Consider the following 16,476-nt stretch of genomic DNA (forward strand, 5'->3'; position numbering starts at 1 on the left):
ACCGCCCACGGATCACCGACTCACCACCCGCTGACCACCGACCGCTCCGGAGGAGCCATGCAGATCGCCGTCCTGCTGTTCGACGGATTCACCGCCCTCGACGCCATAGGTCCCTTCGACACCCTCGGCCGCCTCCCGGGGGCCGAGACCGTGTTCGTGGCCGAGCGGCCGGGACCCGTACGGGCCGACCAGAGCTCCCTGTCCCTCGTCGCTGCCAAGGGTCTCGACGAGGTGACGCGGCCGGACATCGTCCTGGTGCCCGGAGGGCCGGCCACCGACCGGGAGATGAAGAACCCCGTCCTCCTCGACTGGCTGCGGACCGCCGACGCCGCCACCACCTGGACCACCTCGGTCTGCACCGGCTCGACCCTGCTCGCCGCCGCGGGCCTGCTCGACGGGCGCAGGGCCACCGGCCACTGGCTGTACCTGGACCGGCTGCCCCCGTACGGGGCGGAGCCCACCGCGGAGCGGGTGGTGTTCGACGGGAAGTACGTGACGGCCGCGGGGGTGTCCGCGGGCATCGACATGGGGCTCGCGCTGCTCGGCCGGATCGCGGGGGACGCGTACGCCCAGACCGTGCAGCTGATGACCGAGTACGATCCGCAGCCGCCCTACGACGCGGGCTCCCCCCAGAAGGCGCCCGCCGACATCGTCGCGCGGCTGCGCGCACTCACCGCGCCGGCGGAGTCCAGGTGAAGGCGGGCGTGCGCCGTTCCAGGAAGGCGGCGACCCCCTCCGCGATGTCGCCGCTCCCGGCGGCCTGCGCCGCCCAGTAGGCGTCCCGGTCGGTGCGGCCGTCGGCGAACTCCTTCGCCGAACTCTGCGTGAGCTGCGAACGCGTGGCCAGGATCCGGGTGAACTCCGCGACGCGCTTGGCCAGTTGGCCCGCCGGCAGCAGTTCGTCCAGCAGTCCGGTGCGCAGCGCCCGGTCCGCGTCGATCAACTCCGCGGAGAAGAGCAGGTACTTGGCGGCCGACGGCCCCACCAGGGACGCGAGCCGCCGGGTGGAGGAGGCCGGGTACACGATGCCCAGCCTCGCCGGAGTCACCCCGAAGGAGGCCCCCTCCTCGGCGAAGCGCAGATCGCAGGCGGCGGCCAGCTGGCTGCCCCCGCCCACGCAGAACCCGCGGATCGCGGCCAGCGTGGGCTTGGGGAAGGCGGAGAGCGCCTCCTCCGCCGCCACGGCCAGGGCCTGCGGGTCGTCGTCCCCGGTCAGCGAGGAGATGTCGGCCCCCGCGCAGAAGGTCTCGCCGGCCCCGGTCAGGACCAGCACCCGGACGGCGGGATCGGCCGCGAGCCCGGCCAGCAGTTCCGGCAGCCCGCGCCACATCGCGGCCGTCATGGCATTGCGCTTGGCGGGGTGCGAGATCACGACGGTGGCGACCCCGTCGGCGACGGAGGAGAGGAGGGCTGCATCCATGCGCCGGATGCTATCCCGGGCGTTCAATCCTATGATCAAAAGACCGGTACCCGGCAGCTCGGGTGGACCGGCAGGCAGTCGCGGGGTCCGAGGGTCCGTCGGGGGCAGCTGAAAGGTGGCGTCCATGGGCGCAGACCGTGCCGATCGTGCGGACCGTACCGGTCCGCAGGACGTCAAGGCCGACAAGAAGAAGGTCAGCCGCAGTTTCGCGTGGATGGCCCTGCTCGGGGCGCTTCTGGTGGTGGCCGGGTTGGTGGGCCTCGTCTACACCGGTGTCGCCACCCTGACCACGATGTTCCTCTTCGGCTGGCTGCTGCTGTTCGGTGGCCTGGTGGGCCTGCTCCAGGCGATCCAGTCCCGCAAGAGCAACTACTTCTGGCTCGCCGTCATCGTCGCCGCGATCAACATCGCGGCCGGTTTCGTGATCCTGCGCCGTCCGGAGGCGAGCGCGGAGGCGCTCACCATGTTCGCCGCCCTGCTGTTCCTCACCGGCGGGGTGTTCCGGCTCGCCGGCGCCGTCGTGGTGCGCGGCGCGCACCTCGGGCTCACCCTGGTCCAGGGTGCCTTCGGCATCCTGCTGGGCCTCCTGATCCTCGCCAACTGGCCCGGCAGCAGTCTGTACGTGATCGGAGCGTTCTTCTCCCTCGCGCTGCTGTTCGACGGTCTGAGTCTGATCGCCGTGGGCATGGGAGCCCGCCGCATCCTGGGCTTGGTCAGGGACGACGAGGTTCCCGTGACGCCCGGAGGGGCGGCGGTGGCGACGCCCGTGACGTACGAGGCGGCCGAGAAGCGGCCCCCAGAAGATCAGGAACGGTCGAACAACTGACTCTGTCATACGCCAGCGGTCAGAAAGTGTCCGATTGATGCTGACTTCTGGTCAGTGGTCCGGCGCGGAGCGGTCCGGTCCCCACTCTTGACGTGTGCAGACGATCGAGCGTGAAGACGGGGGCCGGGACATGGATGTGAGCGGGAGCGTCCCGCCGGTCGAGGGGGAGGAGCCGGAGGTCGCGGCCGCCCCCCTCGCGTACGAGGGAGTGTGGCGATTCACGGCACCCGCAGTAGAAGAATCCGTTCCGCAGGCCCGTCGAGCGGTCCGTGACCTGCTCGGCCGGCAGGAGGTGCCGGCCGATGGGGACCTGGTGTACTCCCTGCTGCTGATCGTCTCCGAACTGGTGACGAACTCGGTCCGGCACGCGGCCCTGCTCTCGCCGGAGGTCGCGGTGGAGGTCGCCATCGGCCGGGAGTGGGTGCGGGTGGCCGTCGAGGACAACCACCCGTACCGCCCCAAGGCGCTGGAGGCCGATTTCGGCCAGACCGGCGGCCGTGGCCTGCTCCTCGTCCGGGAGGTCACGCTGGAGGCCGGCGGGGTCTGCGACGTGGAGCACACCTCCACGGGCGGCAAGGTCATCTGGGCGGCGCTGCCGCTCACCACGGCCCTCGCCGTACCCGCCGCCACCCCGACCTCGGCGGTCTGAGCCCGCGCACCTCGGCGGCCCGAGCCGGCCCCGGTGCCGCCGCCGACGGGATCCGCCCGCCACCGGCCCGTGCGTCCCGCTACCAGCCCGCCGCGTCGCCCGTCAGCTCGCGGATCGCGGGCCGGGCCGCGTCCAGCACGGTCATGAACCAGGCCGAGAACGGAACCTCGGCGTGCCGCTTCGCGAGTTCCTCCGCGGTGACGAAGGCGGTGTCCGCGATCTCCTCCGGATCCGGCCGCGCCGACCGCTGTGCGAGTCCCACGAACAGGTGGTTGTACTCCTGCTCCACCAGTCCCGACGCCGGGTCCGGGTGGTTGTAGCGGACCGTCCCCGCCTCCGCGAGCAGCGAGGGCGACAGCCCCAGCTCCTCGTGGGTCCGCCGGGCGGCCGCCGCGAACGGCGACTCCCCGGGGTAGGGGTGACCGCAGCACGTGTTCGACCAGACGCCGGGGGAGTGGTACTTCCCGAGGGCGCGCTGCTGGAGCAGCATCCGGCCCTGCTCGTCGAAGAGGAACACCGAGAACGCCCGGTGCAGCTGACCGGGCGCCTGGTGGGCGGAGAGCTTCTCCGCCGTACCGATGGTGTCGCCGGACTCGTCGACCAGTTCGAGCATGATCGGTTCTTGAGCGCCGGTGCCGGTGGTCGCACTGTTCGCGGCGGTGGCTGGTGTGGTCGGCATACCCATCCTTCGCTTCGGACTTCGGCTTTCAGTCTGCCGTACAAATGGGGATTGCCCCCACTTCGGTGATCCGCGCATGTCCGCCCCCCGCCGCGTGATATGCGGCGAGGGGCGGAGCGTGCGGAAGGTGCGGATCGGTCGGTTCATCCGGCCGGGAGCCGGACCCGGCATCAAACCCCGAACGGCGCCGGGTACTTGATCGTGCCCGTGGGAACCGGCGGCGAATCGTCGAGCACCAGCGCCATCATGGCCTCGTCGGGCACCTCGAAGGGGGCCCCGATCCCGAAGCGCGAAGCCGGCACGAACCCGAAGCGCCCGTAGTACCCGGGATGCCCGAGGACCAGCACGAGGCTCTCCCCGCGCTCCTTGGCCGCCGCGAGCAGGGCCCGTACGACGGCGCTGCCGGCGCCCGAGCGCTGGAGCCCGGGAGCCGTGGCCACCGGGGCGAGCGCGAGCGCGGGCGCCCCGTCCACCGTGCAGCGGGTCAGCAGGGCGTGCGCCGCGACCGACCCGTCCGGGGCCTCGGCCACGTAGGAGAGCCCGGGCAGCCAGGAGCCGTCGGCGCGCAGCGCGTCCACGAGATCGGCCTCGGCCGGGGTCCCGAAGGCGGCCGAGTGCACCGCGTGCACGGCGGCCGCGTCCCCGTCCGCCTCGGGGCGCACGGGCCACCCGCCGCCGTCCCCGGCCGTCACCGGCCGCAGGACGTAGGCGGTGTACCCGTACTCGTGCCCGTACCGCTCCCGTACGGAGATCTCCTCGCGTACGAATCCCAGCGCGGCCGCGGCTTCGGGACCCGAGGGCTCCGGCGCCGCGGCGGCCCGCTCGCCGAGCGGACCGTAGTAGGCGGCCCAGTCGGAGTCGGGCTGCCGGTGCACGGCGAGCACCCGGTACCCGGCGGCCTGGATCGCGGCCAGGTTGCGGGCGGTGGAGCGCAGCGCGTAGTGGGGGTCCCAGAAGGCGCGGACTCCGTCGGAGGGCTCGTCGACGGTCCACTCGCACTCGCTGAGCACGAGGGTGCCGCCGGGGGCGAGCAGCCGCTTCCAGCGCGCGAGCGCGGTGGCGAAGCCGAGGTTGTAGGCGGAGCCCTCGGCCCAGACGAGGTCGAAGGAACCGTCCGGGTGCGCCGAGAGGTCACCCATGTCCGCCTTGACGGCGCGGACGCGGCCGGCGAGCCCGCGGGCCGCGGCGGCGGCGCGGAGCTCTTCGAGGAAGCCGTCCTGGAGGTCGACGGCGGTGACGTCGGCCCCGAGGCCGCCCGCCTCGGCGGCGAGCAGCAGGGCGCTGGGGCCGGGACCGCAGCCCAGGTCCAGGGCGCGCGGCCGCTCGGGCAGCGGTCCGCACAGGGACAGCAGGTGGCGGGTGGTGGTCTCGGAACCGGGGGACTGCCGGGGCAGGCCGCGGTGCAGCTCCAGGAACGCCTCGAAGAAGAGGTCGCTCTCGGTGCTGAAATCGGTGGTGTGGGAGTTGGTGGTGTGGGAGTTGCTGGTGTTACCGGTGTTGTCGGTCAACGTGAACCCTTGAAAGGGGGCTCCGGCCGACGGGGCCGATCGGTGTGATCAGGCCCGGCCGGACGCCCGGAAGGAGAGGGGGATGTACCGGAGTGCGCTGCGCTGGGCGGCGACGCCTGCGACGGTCATCAACCCCACCTCTTTCTTTCTTTCGTTACGTCTCGTATGACATTCGGGCGATCTGGACGCTTTTGCGAAACTCGTACGCGTCTGCGGCAAGGTTAACAGCCGCGGTGCCGACAGCGGTTTGTGATCGCTCCTCCCGATCGTCAATGATGATCCAGACAGGCCCGTCAGGCCCGTGATTTTCGGCTTATCCGGGCGTAAACAGGCGGTGAACCCCTGCTTCCGTTCATCCGATAGCCTCTGCCGACGTGCCGCCGGCCCACCCGGCGCGCGTGACCCGTGTGCGTGCAAGGAGTGAGTTCGTCTGCCGACCGTCATCCTTACCGGCCTGCCGGTGCCCGGATCAGCGCTCGCCGACGAGCTGCGCTCCCTCGGCTTCGAGGTCCACCCCGCGGCCACCCCGTCGGACACCGCCGCCGCGCTGGCACGGGTACCCGCCGACCAGCGGGTGGCCGTCGTCGACGGGGAGTTCGTCGGACACGTGCACGCCCTGCGGCTCGCGCTGACCGACCCGCGGTTCGACGCCTGCGCCGTCACCGGCGCCTTCGCCGTCCTGCCCGGCGCCCGTGCGGCCCTGGACCGGGCCGCCGAGCTCGACGTGTCCGCACCCGTGGGCCACGGCCCGTACCCCGACCGGCTCGCCGCCGCCGTCGAGGCAGCGGGCACCCCCGTGCACCGCCCCGAGCTGGGCACCCTCGTCGCCGCCGTGCCCGCCACCACCGCCGAGCGCGCGACGGCGGCCGCCGCCGTCGCGGCCGTCGACGACGAGGCCGTCCGGCTGCGGACCGCGGTCAAGTCCCGCGACGGTTTCTTCACCACCTTCTTCATCAGCCCGTACTCCCGCTACATCGCCCGCTGGTGCGCGCGCCGCGGGCTGACCCCCAACCAGGTCACGACCGCCTCGCTGATCACCGCGCTGATCGCCGCCGCCTGCGCCGCCACCGGCGACCGCTGGGGGTACGTGGCCTCCGGGGTGCTGCTGCTCGTCTCCTTCGTGCTGGACTGCACGGACGGGCAGCTCGCCCGGTACTCGCTCCAGTACTCGACGATGGGCGCCTGGCTCGACGCCACCTTCGACCGCGCGAAGGAGTACTCCTTCTACGCGGGGCTCGCCCTCGGCGCGGCCCGCAACGGCGACGACGTCTGGGCCCTGGCCCTCGGCGCCATGATCCTGATGACCTGCCGGCACGTCGTGGACTTCGCCTTCAACGAGGCCAACCACGACGCCACCGCCAATACGAGCCCCACCGCGGCGCTGTCCGACAAGCTCGACAGCGTCGGCTGGACGGTCTGGGTCCGGCGCATGATCATCCTGCCGATCGGCGAACGCTGGGCCATGATCGCGGTCCTCATCGCCTTCACCACCCCCCGGATCGTCTTCTACGCGCTCCTCGTCGGCTGCGCCTTCGGCGCGCTCTACACCACCGCCGGCCGGGTCCTGCGCTCGCTGACCCGCAAGGCGCAGCGGACCGACCGCGCCGCCCGGGCGCTGGGCGACCTGACCGACACCGGCCCGCTGGGCGAGCTGATCGCCCGCGGCCTGCGCAGGCTGCCGCACTACACCGCGCCCGCGTTCATGGTGAGCGGGGTGGGCTCGGCGGTCATGCTGCTCGTCGCCGCGCAGGAGACCTCCTTCGGCAGCTCCGTGCCGATCTACTTCGCCGCGCTATACGTGTTCACCGCCGGCGCCGCCGTCGCGCAGCCGCTCAAGGCCCCGCTGGACTGGCTGCTGCCGCCCGTCTTCCGCGCCGCCGAGTACACCACCGTCCTGATCCTCGCCGCCAAGGCGGACGTCCCCGGGGCCCTCCCGGCGGCATTCGGACTGGTCGCGGCGGTCGCCTACCATCACTACGACACGGTCTACCGCATCCGCGGTGGCACCGGCGCGCCCCCGCACTGGCTGGTGCGGACGATCGGCGGGCACGAAGGCCGGGTTCTTCTGATCACGGTCCTTGCCTCCGTCCTGGCGTCGCGCGCCGTGGACTTCCCCGTCGCGCTCACGGCCCTCGCCGTGTTCGTGGCACTCGTGGTGCTCGTGGAGAGCATCCGCTTCTGGGTTTCCTCCGGGGCACCCGCCGTACATGACGAAGGAGAACCAGCATGATCGGCCTCGTCCTCGCTGCCGGAGCCGGACGCCGCCTGCGTCCCTACACCGACACCCTGCCCAAGGCCCTCGTGCCCGTCGGACCCGAAGGCGCCGAGGAGAGCATCACGGTCCTCGACCTGACGCTCGGCAACTTCGCCGAGGTCGGCCTGACCGAGGTCGCCATCGTCGTCGGCTACCGCAAGGAAGCCGTGTACGAGCGCCGGGAGGCCCTGGAGGCCAAGTACGGCGTCAAGATCACGCTGATCGACAACGACAAGGCCGAGGAGTGGAACAACGCCTACTCCCTGTGGTGCGCCCGCGACGTCCTCAAGCAGGGTGTGATCCTCGCCAACGGCGACACCGTCCACCCCGTCTCCGTCGAGAAGACCCTGCTCGCCGCCCGCGGCAAGGGCCAGAAGATCATCCTCGCCCTCGACACGGTCAAGAGCCTGGCCGACGAGGAGATGAAGGTCATCACCGACGGTGAGAAGGGTGTGCGGCGCATCACGAAGCTGATGGACCCGGCCACCGCGACCGGCGAGTACATCGGCGTCACCCTCATCGAGCCGGAGGCCGCCGAAGCGCTGGCCGAGGCCCTGAAGACCACCTTCGAGCGCGACCCGGACCTCTACTACGAGGACGGCTACCAGCAGCTCGTCAACGACGGTTTCACCATCGACGTGGCCCCCATCGGTGACGTCAAGTGGGTCGAGATCGACAACCACGACGACCTCGCCAAGGGCCGGACGATCGCATGCCAGTACTGACGAGGCTCATCCCCTCGCCCGTCGTCGTCGACATCAGCCGCGGCGCGATGGACGACCTGGCCGGCCTCCTGGCCGACCAGCGCGTCTCCGCGTCGGGCAAGCTCGCGATCGCCATCAGCGGCGGCTCCGGCGCGGTGCTGCGCGCCAAGCTGGAGCCCGTGCTGCCGCACGCCGACTGGTACTCCGTCGTCGACGGAACCATCGACTCCGCGGTCAAGCTCGCCGACGACATAAAGGGACGCCGCTACGACGCCGTCGTGGGCCTGGGCGGCGGCAAGATCATCGACGTGGCGAAGTACGCCGCGGCGCGGGTCGGGCTGGCCATGGTGGCCGTCGCCACCAACCTCTCGCACGACGGCATCTGCTCGCCGGTGTCCATCCTGGACAACGACAACGGCCGGGGCTCCTACGGGGTGCCCATGCCGATCGCGATGGTCGTCGACCTCGACGTGATCCGTGAGGCCCCGGCGCGGTTCGTCCGCGCGGGCATCGGCGACGCGATCTCCAACATCTCGGCCATCGCCGACTGGGAGCTCTCGCACCGCCTCAACGGCGAGCCCGTCGACGGCCTGGCCGCCGCCATGGCCCGTACCGCCGGCGAGTCCGTGCTGCGCCACCCCGGCGGGGTCGGCGACGACGAGTTCCTCACCGTACTGGCCGAGGCGCTGGTCCTCTCCGGCATCGCCATGGCGATCAGCGGGGACACCCGCCCCTCGTCCGGCGCCTGCCACGAGATCAGCCACGCCTTCGACCTGCTCTACCCGGGACGCTCCGCGCTCCACGGGGAGCAGGTCGGCCTCGGCGCGGCCTTCGCGATGCACCTGCGGGGGGACACGGACAAGTCCGAGCTCTTCGTCCGGGTGCTGCGCGGACACGGCCTGCCCGTGCTGCCCGAGGAGATCGGGTTCAGCGTGGACGAGTTCGTCGCGGCCGTCGAGTACGCCCCCCAGACCCGTCCGGGACGCTTCACGATCCTGGAACACCTCAACCTGTCCGCAGCCGAGATCAGGGACGCTTACTCCGACTATGCCAAGACCATCCGTAGCTGAACTCCGGCCCGTCGTTCACCCGGCGGGCGTCAAGGACCGGGTCAGCGGCGAGCACTGGGGCGGGCGCCTCTACATGCGCGAGATCTCCCTGCGCATCACCCGCCTCCTGGTCACCACCAAGGTCACGCCGAACCAGCTGACCTACGTGATGACCCTCGCCGGAGTCCTCGCCGCCCCGGCCCTGCTCGTGCCGGGCGTCTGGGGCGCCGTCCTCGGCGTGGTGGCGGTCCAGATGTACCTGCTGCTCGACTGCGTCGACGGCGAGGTCGCCCGCTGGAAGAAGCAGTTCTCGCTGTCCGGGGTCTACCTGGACCGCGTCGGCGCCTACCTGTGCGACGCGGCGGTGCTGGTCGGCTTCGGCCTGCGCGCCTCCGACCTGTGGGGCACCGGGCGCATCGACTGGCTGTGGGCCTTCCTGGGCACCCTCGCGGCGCTCGGCGCGATCCTGATCAAGGCCGAGACCGACCTGGTCGGCGTCGCCCGCCACCAGGCCGGCAAGCCCGTGGTCCAGGACGCGGCGGCCACGCCGCGCTCGTCCGGCATGGCGCTGGCCCGCCGGGCCGCGGCCGCGCTCAAGTTCCACCGGCTGGTCCTCGGCATCGAGGCCTCGCTGCTCATCCTGCTCCTGGCCGTCCTGGACCAGGTCCGCGGCGACCTGTACTTCTCCCGCCTCGGCGTCGCGGTGCTCGCGGGCATCGCGATGCTTCAGACGGTGCTGCACCTGGTGTCGGTCCTGGCCTCCAGCAGGCTCAAGTGACGGCCCCCCTGCGGCTGGGCGCCGTCATCATCACCATGGGCAACCGCCCGGACGAGCTCAAGGCGCTCCTCGACTCGGTGGCCCGGCAGGACGGGGCCCCGATCCAGGTGGTCGTCGTGGGCCAGGGCGTACGGCTCCCCGGCCTGGCGGATCCGGCGGCGGGCGTGCGCACCGTCGAGCTGCCCGAGAATCTGGGCATTCCGGGCGGCCGCAACGTCGGCATCGAGGCCTTCCGCACCCCGGGCGGCCACGGATTCGACGCGGACGTGCTGCTCTTCCTGGACGACGACGGTCTGCTGGAGCGCACCGACACCGCGGAGCTGTGCCGGCAGGTCTTCACCGAGGACCCCGAGCTGGGCATCGTCAGCTTCCGGATCGCCGATCCGCAGACCGGCGAGACCCAGCGGCGGCACGTCCCCCGGCTGCGGGCCTCCGACCCGATGCGCTCCTCGCGCGTCACCACCTTCCTGGGCGGCGCCAACGCCGTCCGCACGAAGGTGTTCGAGCAGGTCGGAGACCTCCCCGGGCAGTTCTTCTACGCGCACGAGGAGACCGATCTGGCCTGGCGGGCGCTCGACGCCGGGTGGCTGATCGACTACCGGGCGGACATGGTGCTCCTGCACCCCGCCACGGCCCCCTCCCGGCACGCGGTCTACCACCGTATGGTGGCTCGCAACCGGGTGTGGCTCGCCCGCCGCAACCTGCCGGCCCTGCTGGTCCCGGTCTACGTGGGCGTCTGGCTCCTGCTGACGCTCCTGCGCAAGCCCTCGGGACCCGCGCTCAAGGCCTGGTTCGGCGGGTTCAAGGAAGGGTGGACCACCTCCTGTGGTCCACGGCGCCCCATGAAATGGCGTACGGTCTGGCGGCTGACCCGGCTGGGCCGACCGCCTGTCATCTGACACGTCCGGGTCTGAGACCATGGCGCGATCACGAACCGATCGACTCAGGCCCGATGCCACCTTCTGCCGCATCATGAAGACGGAAAGTTTCATCTTGTGAGTGACACAACCCAGGACGGAGCCCTTGCCACGAGCAAGCGGCCGTCCGATGACGCCGGGCTGAGCCCCTCGGAGCTCGCCAGGAAGTACGGCCTGTCCGTCAGCGGGGCCCGGCCGGGCCTGGTGGCGTACGTGCGCCAGCTCTGGGACCGGCGCCACTTCATCATCGCGTTCTCCCGGGCCAAGCTGATGGCCCAGTACAGCCAGGCCAAGCTCGGCCAGATCTGGCAGGTCGCGACCCCGCTGCTGAACGCGCTGGTCTACTACCTGATCTTCGGGCTGATCCTGAACGCCGGCCGGGGCATCAACAAGGACGACTACATCCCCTTCCTGGTGATCGGCGTCTTCGTCTTCACCTTCACCCAGAGCTCGCTGATGGCGGGTGTCAGAGCGATCCCGTCCAACATCGGACTGGTCCGCGCCCTGCACTTCCCGCGCGCCTCGCTGCCGATCTCGTTCTCGCTGCAGCAGCTCCAGCAGCTGATGTTCTCGATGATCGTCGTGTTCGTGGTCACGATGGGCTTCGGCAACTACCCGAGTCTGTCCTGGCTGCTGGTGATCCCGGCGCTGGTCCTCCAGTTCGGCTTCAACACCGGCCTCGCCCTGATCTTCGCGCGGATGGGTTCCAAGACCCCCGACCTCGCGCAGCTCATGCCGTTCGTCACGCGTACGTGGATGTACGCCTCGGGCGTCATGTTCTCGATCACCGAGATGCTCAAGGGCAAGCCCGCCTGGATCGCGGACGTACTGCAGTGGAACCCCGCCGCGATCTACATGGACCTGATCCGCTTCGCGCTCATCGACGGGTACGGCCGGGAGAACCTGCCGCCGCACGTCTGGGCATTCGCGGTCGGCTGGGCCGTCCTGATCGGCGCCGGCGGATTCGTGTACTTCTGGAAGGCTGAGGAGCGTTACGGCCGTGGCTGAGAACAACCAGGGGCACGTCCCCACCGTCATCGCCGACGACGTGCACATCGTCTACCGGGTCAACACCGGCAGCTCCGGCAAGGGCAGCGCCACGGCGGCGCTCAGCAAGATAGTCCGCCGGGGCGGCGACGCACCGGGTGTCCGCCGGGTCCACGCCGTGCGCGGGGTCACCTTCACGGCGTACCGGGGCGAGGCCATCGGTGTCATCGGCTCCAACGGCTCCGGCAAGTCCACCCTGCTGCGCGCCATCGCGGGTCTGCTGCCGTGCGAGTCCGGCAAGGTCTACACCGACGGCCAGCCCTCGCTGCTGGGTGTCAACGCGGCGCTGATGAACGACCTCACCGGCGAGCGCAACGTGGTCCTCGGCGGTCTGGCGATGGGCATGACGCGCGAGCAGATCAGGGAGCGCTACCAGGACATCGTCGACTTCTCGGGGATCAACGAGAAGGGCGATTTCATCTCCCTGCCGATGCGCACGTACTCCTCGGGCATGGCGGCGCGCCTGCGTTTCTCCATCGCCGCGGCGAAGGACCACGACGTCCTGATGATCGACGAGGCGCTGGCCACCGGTGACCGCAAGTTCCAGGTGCGTTCCGAGGCGCGCATCCGCGAACTGCGCAAGAAGGCCGGCACCGTTTTCCTCGTGAGCCACAACAACAACTCCATCCGCGACACCTGTGACCGGGTGCTGTGGCTGGAGCGCGGCGAACTCCTGATGGACGGTCCCACCGAGGAAGTCGTCAGGGCGTACGAGAAGGCGACCGGCTGACGGTTCCCCGTCGACGGCCGCCACCGACGGCCCCCACCGCGTCCGGCGGCGGGGGCCGTCGCATGCCGTGGGGGCGCCGGGCGAACGGGGCGGCCCGCTATTCGTGCGAGTGGCGTGCGGGCGACATTGTGGCCGGAGCGAATACCCGTCGAGCCCCGGCGGCGTTGTACAGCGTAAGCTGGGCCAGGCCTCAATCGCGGGCAAGAGGGGGCGATTCCCCCCATAGGCGAATAGCCCAGGACGCCCCGGGGAAAGTCCGGCGGCGTGTCCGAAATAGGATGTTTTGGGTTGGCAGTGTAGAACGGGAGATGTGACGGCAATGGCTACGGGAATTCTCCGGCCCCCAGGCACGACGGCCGTCCCCGCCGCGGGCGGCGGGCGGTGACCCCGGGGCACGGCACCAGCCCCCGGCCGCACGAGCCGTCCGACGCCTCCGGCTCCCTCCCGGCCGGCTCCCTCTCCTCCGGCTCCCGCCCCGGCGCCGAGACCCTCGGCAAGGCGCGCTCCGAGAACTTCCCCGTCGCCCCCGCCTTCCTCCCCCGCGCCTGGCGCGAGGGCCTGATGGCGGTCTACGGCTACGCCCGCCTGGTCGACGACATCGGCGACGGCGACCTCGCCCCCGGCGGCCACGACGCGGTGCTGCTGGGCCTCGACCCCGCCGCCACGGACGACCGCACCGCCATGCTCGACGCCCTCGAAGCCGACCTGGGGCGGGTCTTCGGCGGCACCGACGGGCCCCCGCGCCACCCCCTGATGCTGGCCCTGCAGCCCGTCGTACGAGCCCACGGGCTCACCCCCGAATCGTTTCTGGGGCTCATCGAAGCCAACCGCCAGGACCAGCGGGTCGCGCGCTACGCGACGTACGCCGACCTGGTCGGCTACTGCGAGCTCTCCGCCAACCCGGTGGGCCGGCTCGTGCTCGACCTCACCGGCACCAGCACCCCCGAGCGGATCCGCCGCTCCGACGCGGTCTGCACCGCCCTGCAGATCGCCGAACACCTCCAGGACGTCGCCGAGGACCTCGCCCGGGACCGGATCTACCTCCCGGCCGAGGACATGCGCCGCTTCCACGTGACCGAGACCGACCTGAAGGCCCCGTCCGCGGGCGCGTCCGTACGCGCCCTCGTCGCCTTCGAAACCGAACGGGCGCGGGAGCTCCTCGACGAAGGCACGCCGCTCGTGGGCAGCGTCCACGGAAGGCTCCGGCTGCTGCTCGCGGGCTTCGTGGGAGGAGGACGCGCCGCCCTGCGAGCCGTCACCGCCGCCGGGTTCGACGTCCTTCCCGGCCCGCCCAAGGCCACCAAGAGCGTCCTGCTCCGCGAGGTGGCCGCCGTACTGCGCTCAGCGCCGAGAAAGGGGTGAGCCCGATCGTGGAGGGCCCCACACACGCTTCCGCACCGGGCGCGCCGTCCGTGCCGACGGAGATGTCCGCACCGATTTCGGCCGCCTACAGCTACTGCGAGGCCGTGACCGGCTCGCAGGCGCGCAACTTCGCCTACGGCATCCGCCTGCTGCCCGCCGACAAGCGCCAGGCCATGTCCGCGCTGTACGCCTTCTCCCGGAGGGTCGACGACATCGGCGACGGCACGCTGCCGCACGAGGTCAAACTGACCCGGCTGGAGGAGACCCGCACCCTGCTCGGCCGGATCCGCGCCGAGGAGGTGGACGAGGACGACACCGACCCCGTCGCGGTCGCCCTCGCGCACGCCTCGCGCCGCTTCCCGATCCCGCTCGAAGGGCTCGACGAGCTCATCGACGGCGTCCTCATGGACGTCCGCGGAGAGACCTACGAGACCTGGGACGACCTCAAGGCCTACTGCCGCTGCGTGGCCGGAGCCATCGGCCGGCTCTCGCTCGGCGTGTTCGGCACCGCGAACTCCAACGGCACGGCCGGGCCCGCCGGCTCCGGCGCGCACGACGCGGCGCGGGCCGGGGAGTACGCCGACACCCTCGGCCTCGCCCTGCAACTCACCAACATCCTGCGGGACGTTCGCGAGGACGCGGCCAACGGGCGCACCTACCTGCCCGCCGAGGACCTCGCCAAGTTCGGCTGCTCCGACGGCTTCCGCAGCGAACGGATGCCCCGCGGGGCGGACTTCGCCGGTCTCGTCCACCACGAAGTCCGGCGCGCCCGGGCCCTGTTCGTGGAGGGCTACCGGCTGCTGCCCCTGCTCGACCGGCGCAGCGGCGCCTGCGTCGCGGCCATGGCCGGCATCTACCGGCGCCTGCTCGACCGCATCGAACGCGAGCCGGAGGCCGTGCTCCGCGGCCGGGTCTCGCTGCCGCCGCACGAGAAGGCGTACGTGGCCGTCCGCGGCCTCTCCGGCCTGGACGCGCGGACCATCGCGCGCCAGAGCACCAGGAGGCGGCTCTGATGACGGCGGGCCGGTGCGCCGTGCCCACGGGGCGGACGGGAGCAACCCCGCGGCGCCCGGCGGCGTCCGCAGGAGTGACAGAGGAGGACGCATGAGCGCGCAGCAGCACGCCGTGGTCGTCGGAGGCGGGCTCGCCGGCGTCACCACCGCGCTGGAACTCGCCGACGCGGGCCTGCGGGTGACCCTGCTGGAGGGCCGGCCCCGCCTCGGCGGCCTGGCGTTCTCCTTCAAGCGCGGGGAACTGACCGTGGACAACGGCCAGCACGTCTACCTGCGTTGCTGCACTGCCTACCGGTGGTTCCTCGACCGCATCGACGGCGCCGCCCTGGCACCCCTGCAGGACCGGCTCGACGTGCCCGTCCTCGACGTCGCCCACCCCGGCGGCCCCCGGCTCGGACGGCTGCGCCGCAGCGCCCTGCCCGTACCGCTGCACCTGGCCGGCTCCCTCGCCCGCTACCCGCACCTCTCGCTCGCCGAGCGGGCCTCCGTCGGCCGCGCCGCCCTCGCGCTGCGCCGACTGGACCCCGCCGACCCGGCGCTGGACGGCGTGGACTTCGCGACCTGGCTCGGCCGCTACGGCCAGTCCCCGCGCACCATCGAGGCCCTGTGGGACCTCGTCGGCATCGCCACCCTCAACGCCACCGCCGCGCACTCCTCGCTGGGCCTGGCCGCCATGGTCTTCAAGACCGGCCTGCTCTCCCAGAACGGCGCCGCCGACATCGGCTGGGCCCGGGTACCCCTCGGCGACCTGCACGACACCCTCGCCCGCAAGGCCCTGGACGCCGCCGGGGTGCGCACCGAACTGCGCACCCGGGTCACGGACATCTCCCGTACCGCCGAGGACGGCTGGCGGGTGACCACCGAGGGCGGTTCCTTCGACGCGGGCACCGTCGTCCTCGCCGTACCGCAGCGCGAGGCGCACGGACTGCTGCCCGCCGGAGCGCTCGCCGACCCCGACAAGCTGCTCGACATCGGCACCGCGCCGATCCTCAACGTGCACGTCGTGTACGACCGCAAGGTCCTCAAGCAGCCCTTCTTCGCGGCCCTCGGCTCGCCGGTCCAGTGGGTCTTCGACCGCACCGACTCCTCCGGACTCCCCGACGGCGGCCAGTACCTGGCGCTCTCCCAGTCGGTCGCCCACGAGGACATCGACGAACCCGTCTCGGTCCTGCGCACCAAGTACCTGCCCGAGCTGGAACGGCTGCTGCCCGCGGCGCGCGGAGCCAAGGTGCGCGACTTCTTCGTCACCCGGGAGCGCACCGCGACCTTCGCCCCCACCCCCGGCGTCGGACGGCTGCGGCCCGGAACCCGGACCGACACGCCGGGGCTGTTCCTCGCCGGTGCATGGACCGCGACGGGTTGGCCCGCGACCATGGAGAGTGCCGTCCGCAGCGGACTGAACGCGGCCCATGCCGCGCTGGTCCCGCTGGGCCGCCACCGCCAACACCCCTTGCCGGAGGCCGTATGACCACCACCGGCACCGTCAGCCCCACCGGTACCGGCAGCGCCGGCACCACAGCACCACGCATCGCAGTACGTA

Annotated in this window: 16 protein-coding genes; 13 read left to right on the top strand and 3 right to left on the bottom strand. The window is 71.8% G+C overall.

The window, feature by feature from the left end; genetic code table 11:
* Positions 1-57: 57 nt before the first annotated feature.
* A complete protein-coding gene (locus ACIA8F_RS07770) occupies positions 58-696 on the top strand; it encodes a DJ-1/PfpI family protein (protein ID WP_399377369.1) in 639 nt (212 codons plus the stop codon).
* On the opposite strand, the gene ACIA8F_RS07775 is transcribed toward ACIA8F_RS07770, so the two are convergent.
* Positions 671-1,420: an enoyl-CoA hydratase/isomerase family protein gene (locus ACIA8F_RS07775; protein WP_399377370.1), complete on the bottom strand. Its 750-nt coding sequence runs from the start codon at positions 1,418-1,420 to the stop codon at positions 671-673. The genes ACIA8F_RS07770 and ACIA8F_RS07775 overlap by 26 nt on opposite strands.
* Positions 1,421-1,544: 124 nt before the next feature.
* On the opposite strand from ACIA8F_RS07775, the gene ACIA8F_RS07780 reads away from it, so the two are divergent.
* The gene (locus ACIA8F_RS07780; protein WP_399377371.1) at positions 1,545-2,246 is read left to right on the top strand and encodes an HdeD family acid-resistance protein; all 702 of its coding nucleotides are present in this window, start codon (positions 1,545-1,547) and stop codon (positions 2,244-2,246) included.
* A 94-nt stretch (positions 2,247-2,340) separates the two neighbouring features.
* Complete coding sequence (locus ACIA8F_RS07785) at positions 2,341-2,895, top strand: ATP-binding protein (RefSeq protein WP_399377372.1); 555 nt, start codon at positions 2,341-2,343, stop codon at positions 2,893-2,895.
* A 79-nt stretch (positions 2,896-2,974) separates the two neighbouring features.
* On the opposite strand, the gene idi is transcribed toward ACIA8F_RS07785, so the two are convergent.
* Both idi and ACIA8F_RS07795 read right to left on the bottom strand, forming a co-directional pair.
* Positions 2,975-3,574, bottom strand: coding sequence for an isopentenyl-diphosphate Delta-isomerase (gene idi, locus ACIA8F_RS07790; protein ID WP_399377373.1), 600 nt, complete (start codon positions 3,572-3,574; stop codon positions 2,975-2,977).
* A 170-nt stretch (positions 3,575-3,744) separates the two neighbouring features.
* Positions 3,745-4,986 carry a GNAT family N-acetyltransferase gene (locus tag ACIA8F_RS07795; RefSeq protein ID WP_399377664.1) on the bottom strand — a complete coding sequence of 414 codons (1,242 nt, stop codon included), beginning with the start codon at positions 4,984-4,986 and terminating at the stop codon, positions 3,745-3,747.
* Between the two features lie 526 nt (positions 4,987-5,512).
* Between ACIA8F_RS07795 and ACIA8F_RS07800 the strand changes: the two genes are divergently transcribed.
* The 10 genes from ACIA8F_RS07800 (at position 5,513) to hpnE (ending at position 16,404) form a co-directional block, all read left to right on the top strand.
* On the top strand, positions 5,513-7,312 hold the full coding sequence (locus tag ACIA8F_RS07800; protein ID WP_399377665.1) for a DUF5941 domain-containing protein: 1,800 nt from the start codon (positions 5,513-5,515) through the stop codon (positions 7,310-7,312).
* Complete coding sequence (locus ACIA8F_RS07805; RefSeq protein ID WP_327256157.1) at positions 7,309-8,061, top strand: phosphocholine cytidylyltransferase family protein; 753 nt, start codon at positions 7,309-7,311, stop codon at positions 8,059-8,061. Before ACIA8F_RS07800 ends, ACIA8F_RS07805 begins: the two co-directional genes overlap by 4 nt.
* The gene (locus ACIA8F_RS07810) at positions 8,049-9,110 is read left to right on the top strand and encodes an iron-containing alcohol dehydrogenase family protein (protein WP_399377374.1); all 1,062 of its coding nucleotides are present in this window, start codon (positions 8,049-8,051) and stop codon (positions 9,108-9,110) included. The genes ACIA8F_RS07805 and ACIA8F_RS07810 overlap by 13 nt, the downstream gene beginning before the upstream one ends.
* Entirely contained in the window at positions 9,088-9,867 is a 780-nt protein-coding gene (locus tag ACIA8F_RS07815) for a CDP-alcohol phosphatidyltransferase family protein (protein WP_389686711.1), read from the top strand. Before ACIA8F_RS07810 ends, ACIA8F_RS07815 begins: the two co-directional genes overlap by 23 nt.
* Positions 9,868-9,902: 35 nt before the next feature.
* Positions 9,903-10,766: a glycosyltransferase family 2 protein gene (locus ACIA8F_RS07820; RefSeq protein ID WP_399377666.1), complete on the top strand. Its 864-nt coding sequence runs from the start codon at positions 9,903-9,905 to the stop codon at positions 10,764-10,766.
* A 96-nt stretch (positions 10,767-10,862) separates the two neighbouring features.
* Positions 10,863-11,792: an ABC transporter permease gene (locus ACIA8F_RS07825; RefSeq protein ID WP_399377375.1), complete on the top strand. Its 930-nt coding sequence runs from the start codon at positions 10,863-10,865 to the stop codon at positions 11,790-11,792.
* On the top strand, positions 11,785-12,561 hold the full coding sequence (locus ACIA8F_RS07830) for an ABC transporter ATP-binding protein (RefSeq protein ID WP_399377376.1): 777 nt from the start codon (positions 11,785-11,787) through the stop codon (positions 12,559-12,561). Before ACIA8F_RS07825 ends, ACIA8F_RS07830 begins: the two co-directional genes overlap by 8 nt.
* A 381-nt stretch (positions 12,562-12,942) precedes the next feature.
* Positions 12,943-13,923, top strand: coding sequence for a squalene synthase HpnC (gene hpnC / locus ACIA8F_RS07835; protein WP_399377377.1), 981 nt, complete (start codon positions 12,943-12,945; stop codon positions 13,921-13,923).
* Positions 13,924-13,985: 62 nt separating this feature from the next.
* On the top strand, positions 13,986-14,936 hold the full coding sequence (hpnD, locus tag ACIA8F_RS07840; protein WP_399377378.1) for a presqualene diphosphate synthase HpnD: 951 nt from the start codon (positions 13,986-13,988) through the stop codon (positions 14,934-14,936).
* Between the two features lie 91 nt (positions 14,937-15,027).
* Entirely contained in the window at positions 15,028-16,404 is a 1,377-nt protein-coding gene (hpnE, locus tag ACIA8F_RS07845; protein WP_399377379.1) for a hydroxysqualene dehydroxylase HpnE, read from the top strand.
* Positions 16,405-16,476: the final 72 nt, after the last annotated feature.

It is taken from the genome of Streptomyces sp. NPDC051563, from assembly GCF_044454225.1.
Lineage (GTDB): Bacteria > Actinomycetota > Actinomycetes > Streptomycetales > Streptomycetaceae > Streptomyces.

Coding starts and splice junctions, on each gene's coding strand:
- hpnE (WP_399377379.1), top strand. CDS start 15,028: ATGAGCGCGCAGCAGCACGCCGTGGTCGTCGGAGGCGGGCTCGCCGGC.
- ACIA8F_RS07810 (WP_399377374.1), top strand. CDS start 8,049: ATGCCAGTACTGACGAGGCTCATCCCCTCGCCCGTCGTCGTCGACATC.
- ACIA8F_RS07775 (WP_399377370.1), bottom strand. CDS start 1,420: ATGGATGCAGCCCTCCTCTCCTCCGTCGCCGACGGGGTCGCCACCGTC.
- ACIA8F_RS07780 (WP_399377371.1), top strand. CDS start 1,545: ATGGGCGCAGACCGTGCCGATCGTGCGGACCGTACCGGTCCGCAGGAC.
- hpnD (WP_399377378.1), top strand. CDS start 13,986: ATGTCCGCACCGATTTCGGCCGCCTACAGCTACTGCGAGGCCGTGACC.
- ACIA8F_RS07805 (WP_327256157.1), top strand. CDS start 7,309: ATGATCGGCCTCGTCCTCGCTGCCGGAGCCGGACGCCGCCTGCGTCCC.
- ACIA8F_RS07820 (WP_399377666.1), top strand. CDS start 9,903: ATGGGCAACCGCCCGGACGAGCTCAAGGCGCTCCTCGACTCGGTGGCC.
- ACIA8F_RS07815 (WP_389686711.1), top strand. CDS start 9,088: ATGCCAAGACCATCCGTAGCTGAACTCCGGCCCGTCGTTCACCCGGCG.
- idi (WP_399377373.1), bottom strand. CDS start 3,574: ATGCCGACCACACCAGCCACCGCCGCGAACAGTGCGACCACCGGCACC.
- ACIA8F_RS07770 (WP_399377369.1), top strand. CDS start 58: ATGCAGATCGCCGTCCTGCTGTTCGACGGATTCACCGCCCTCGACGCC.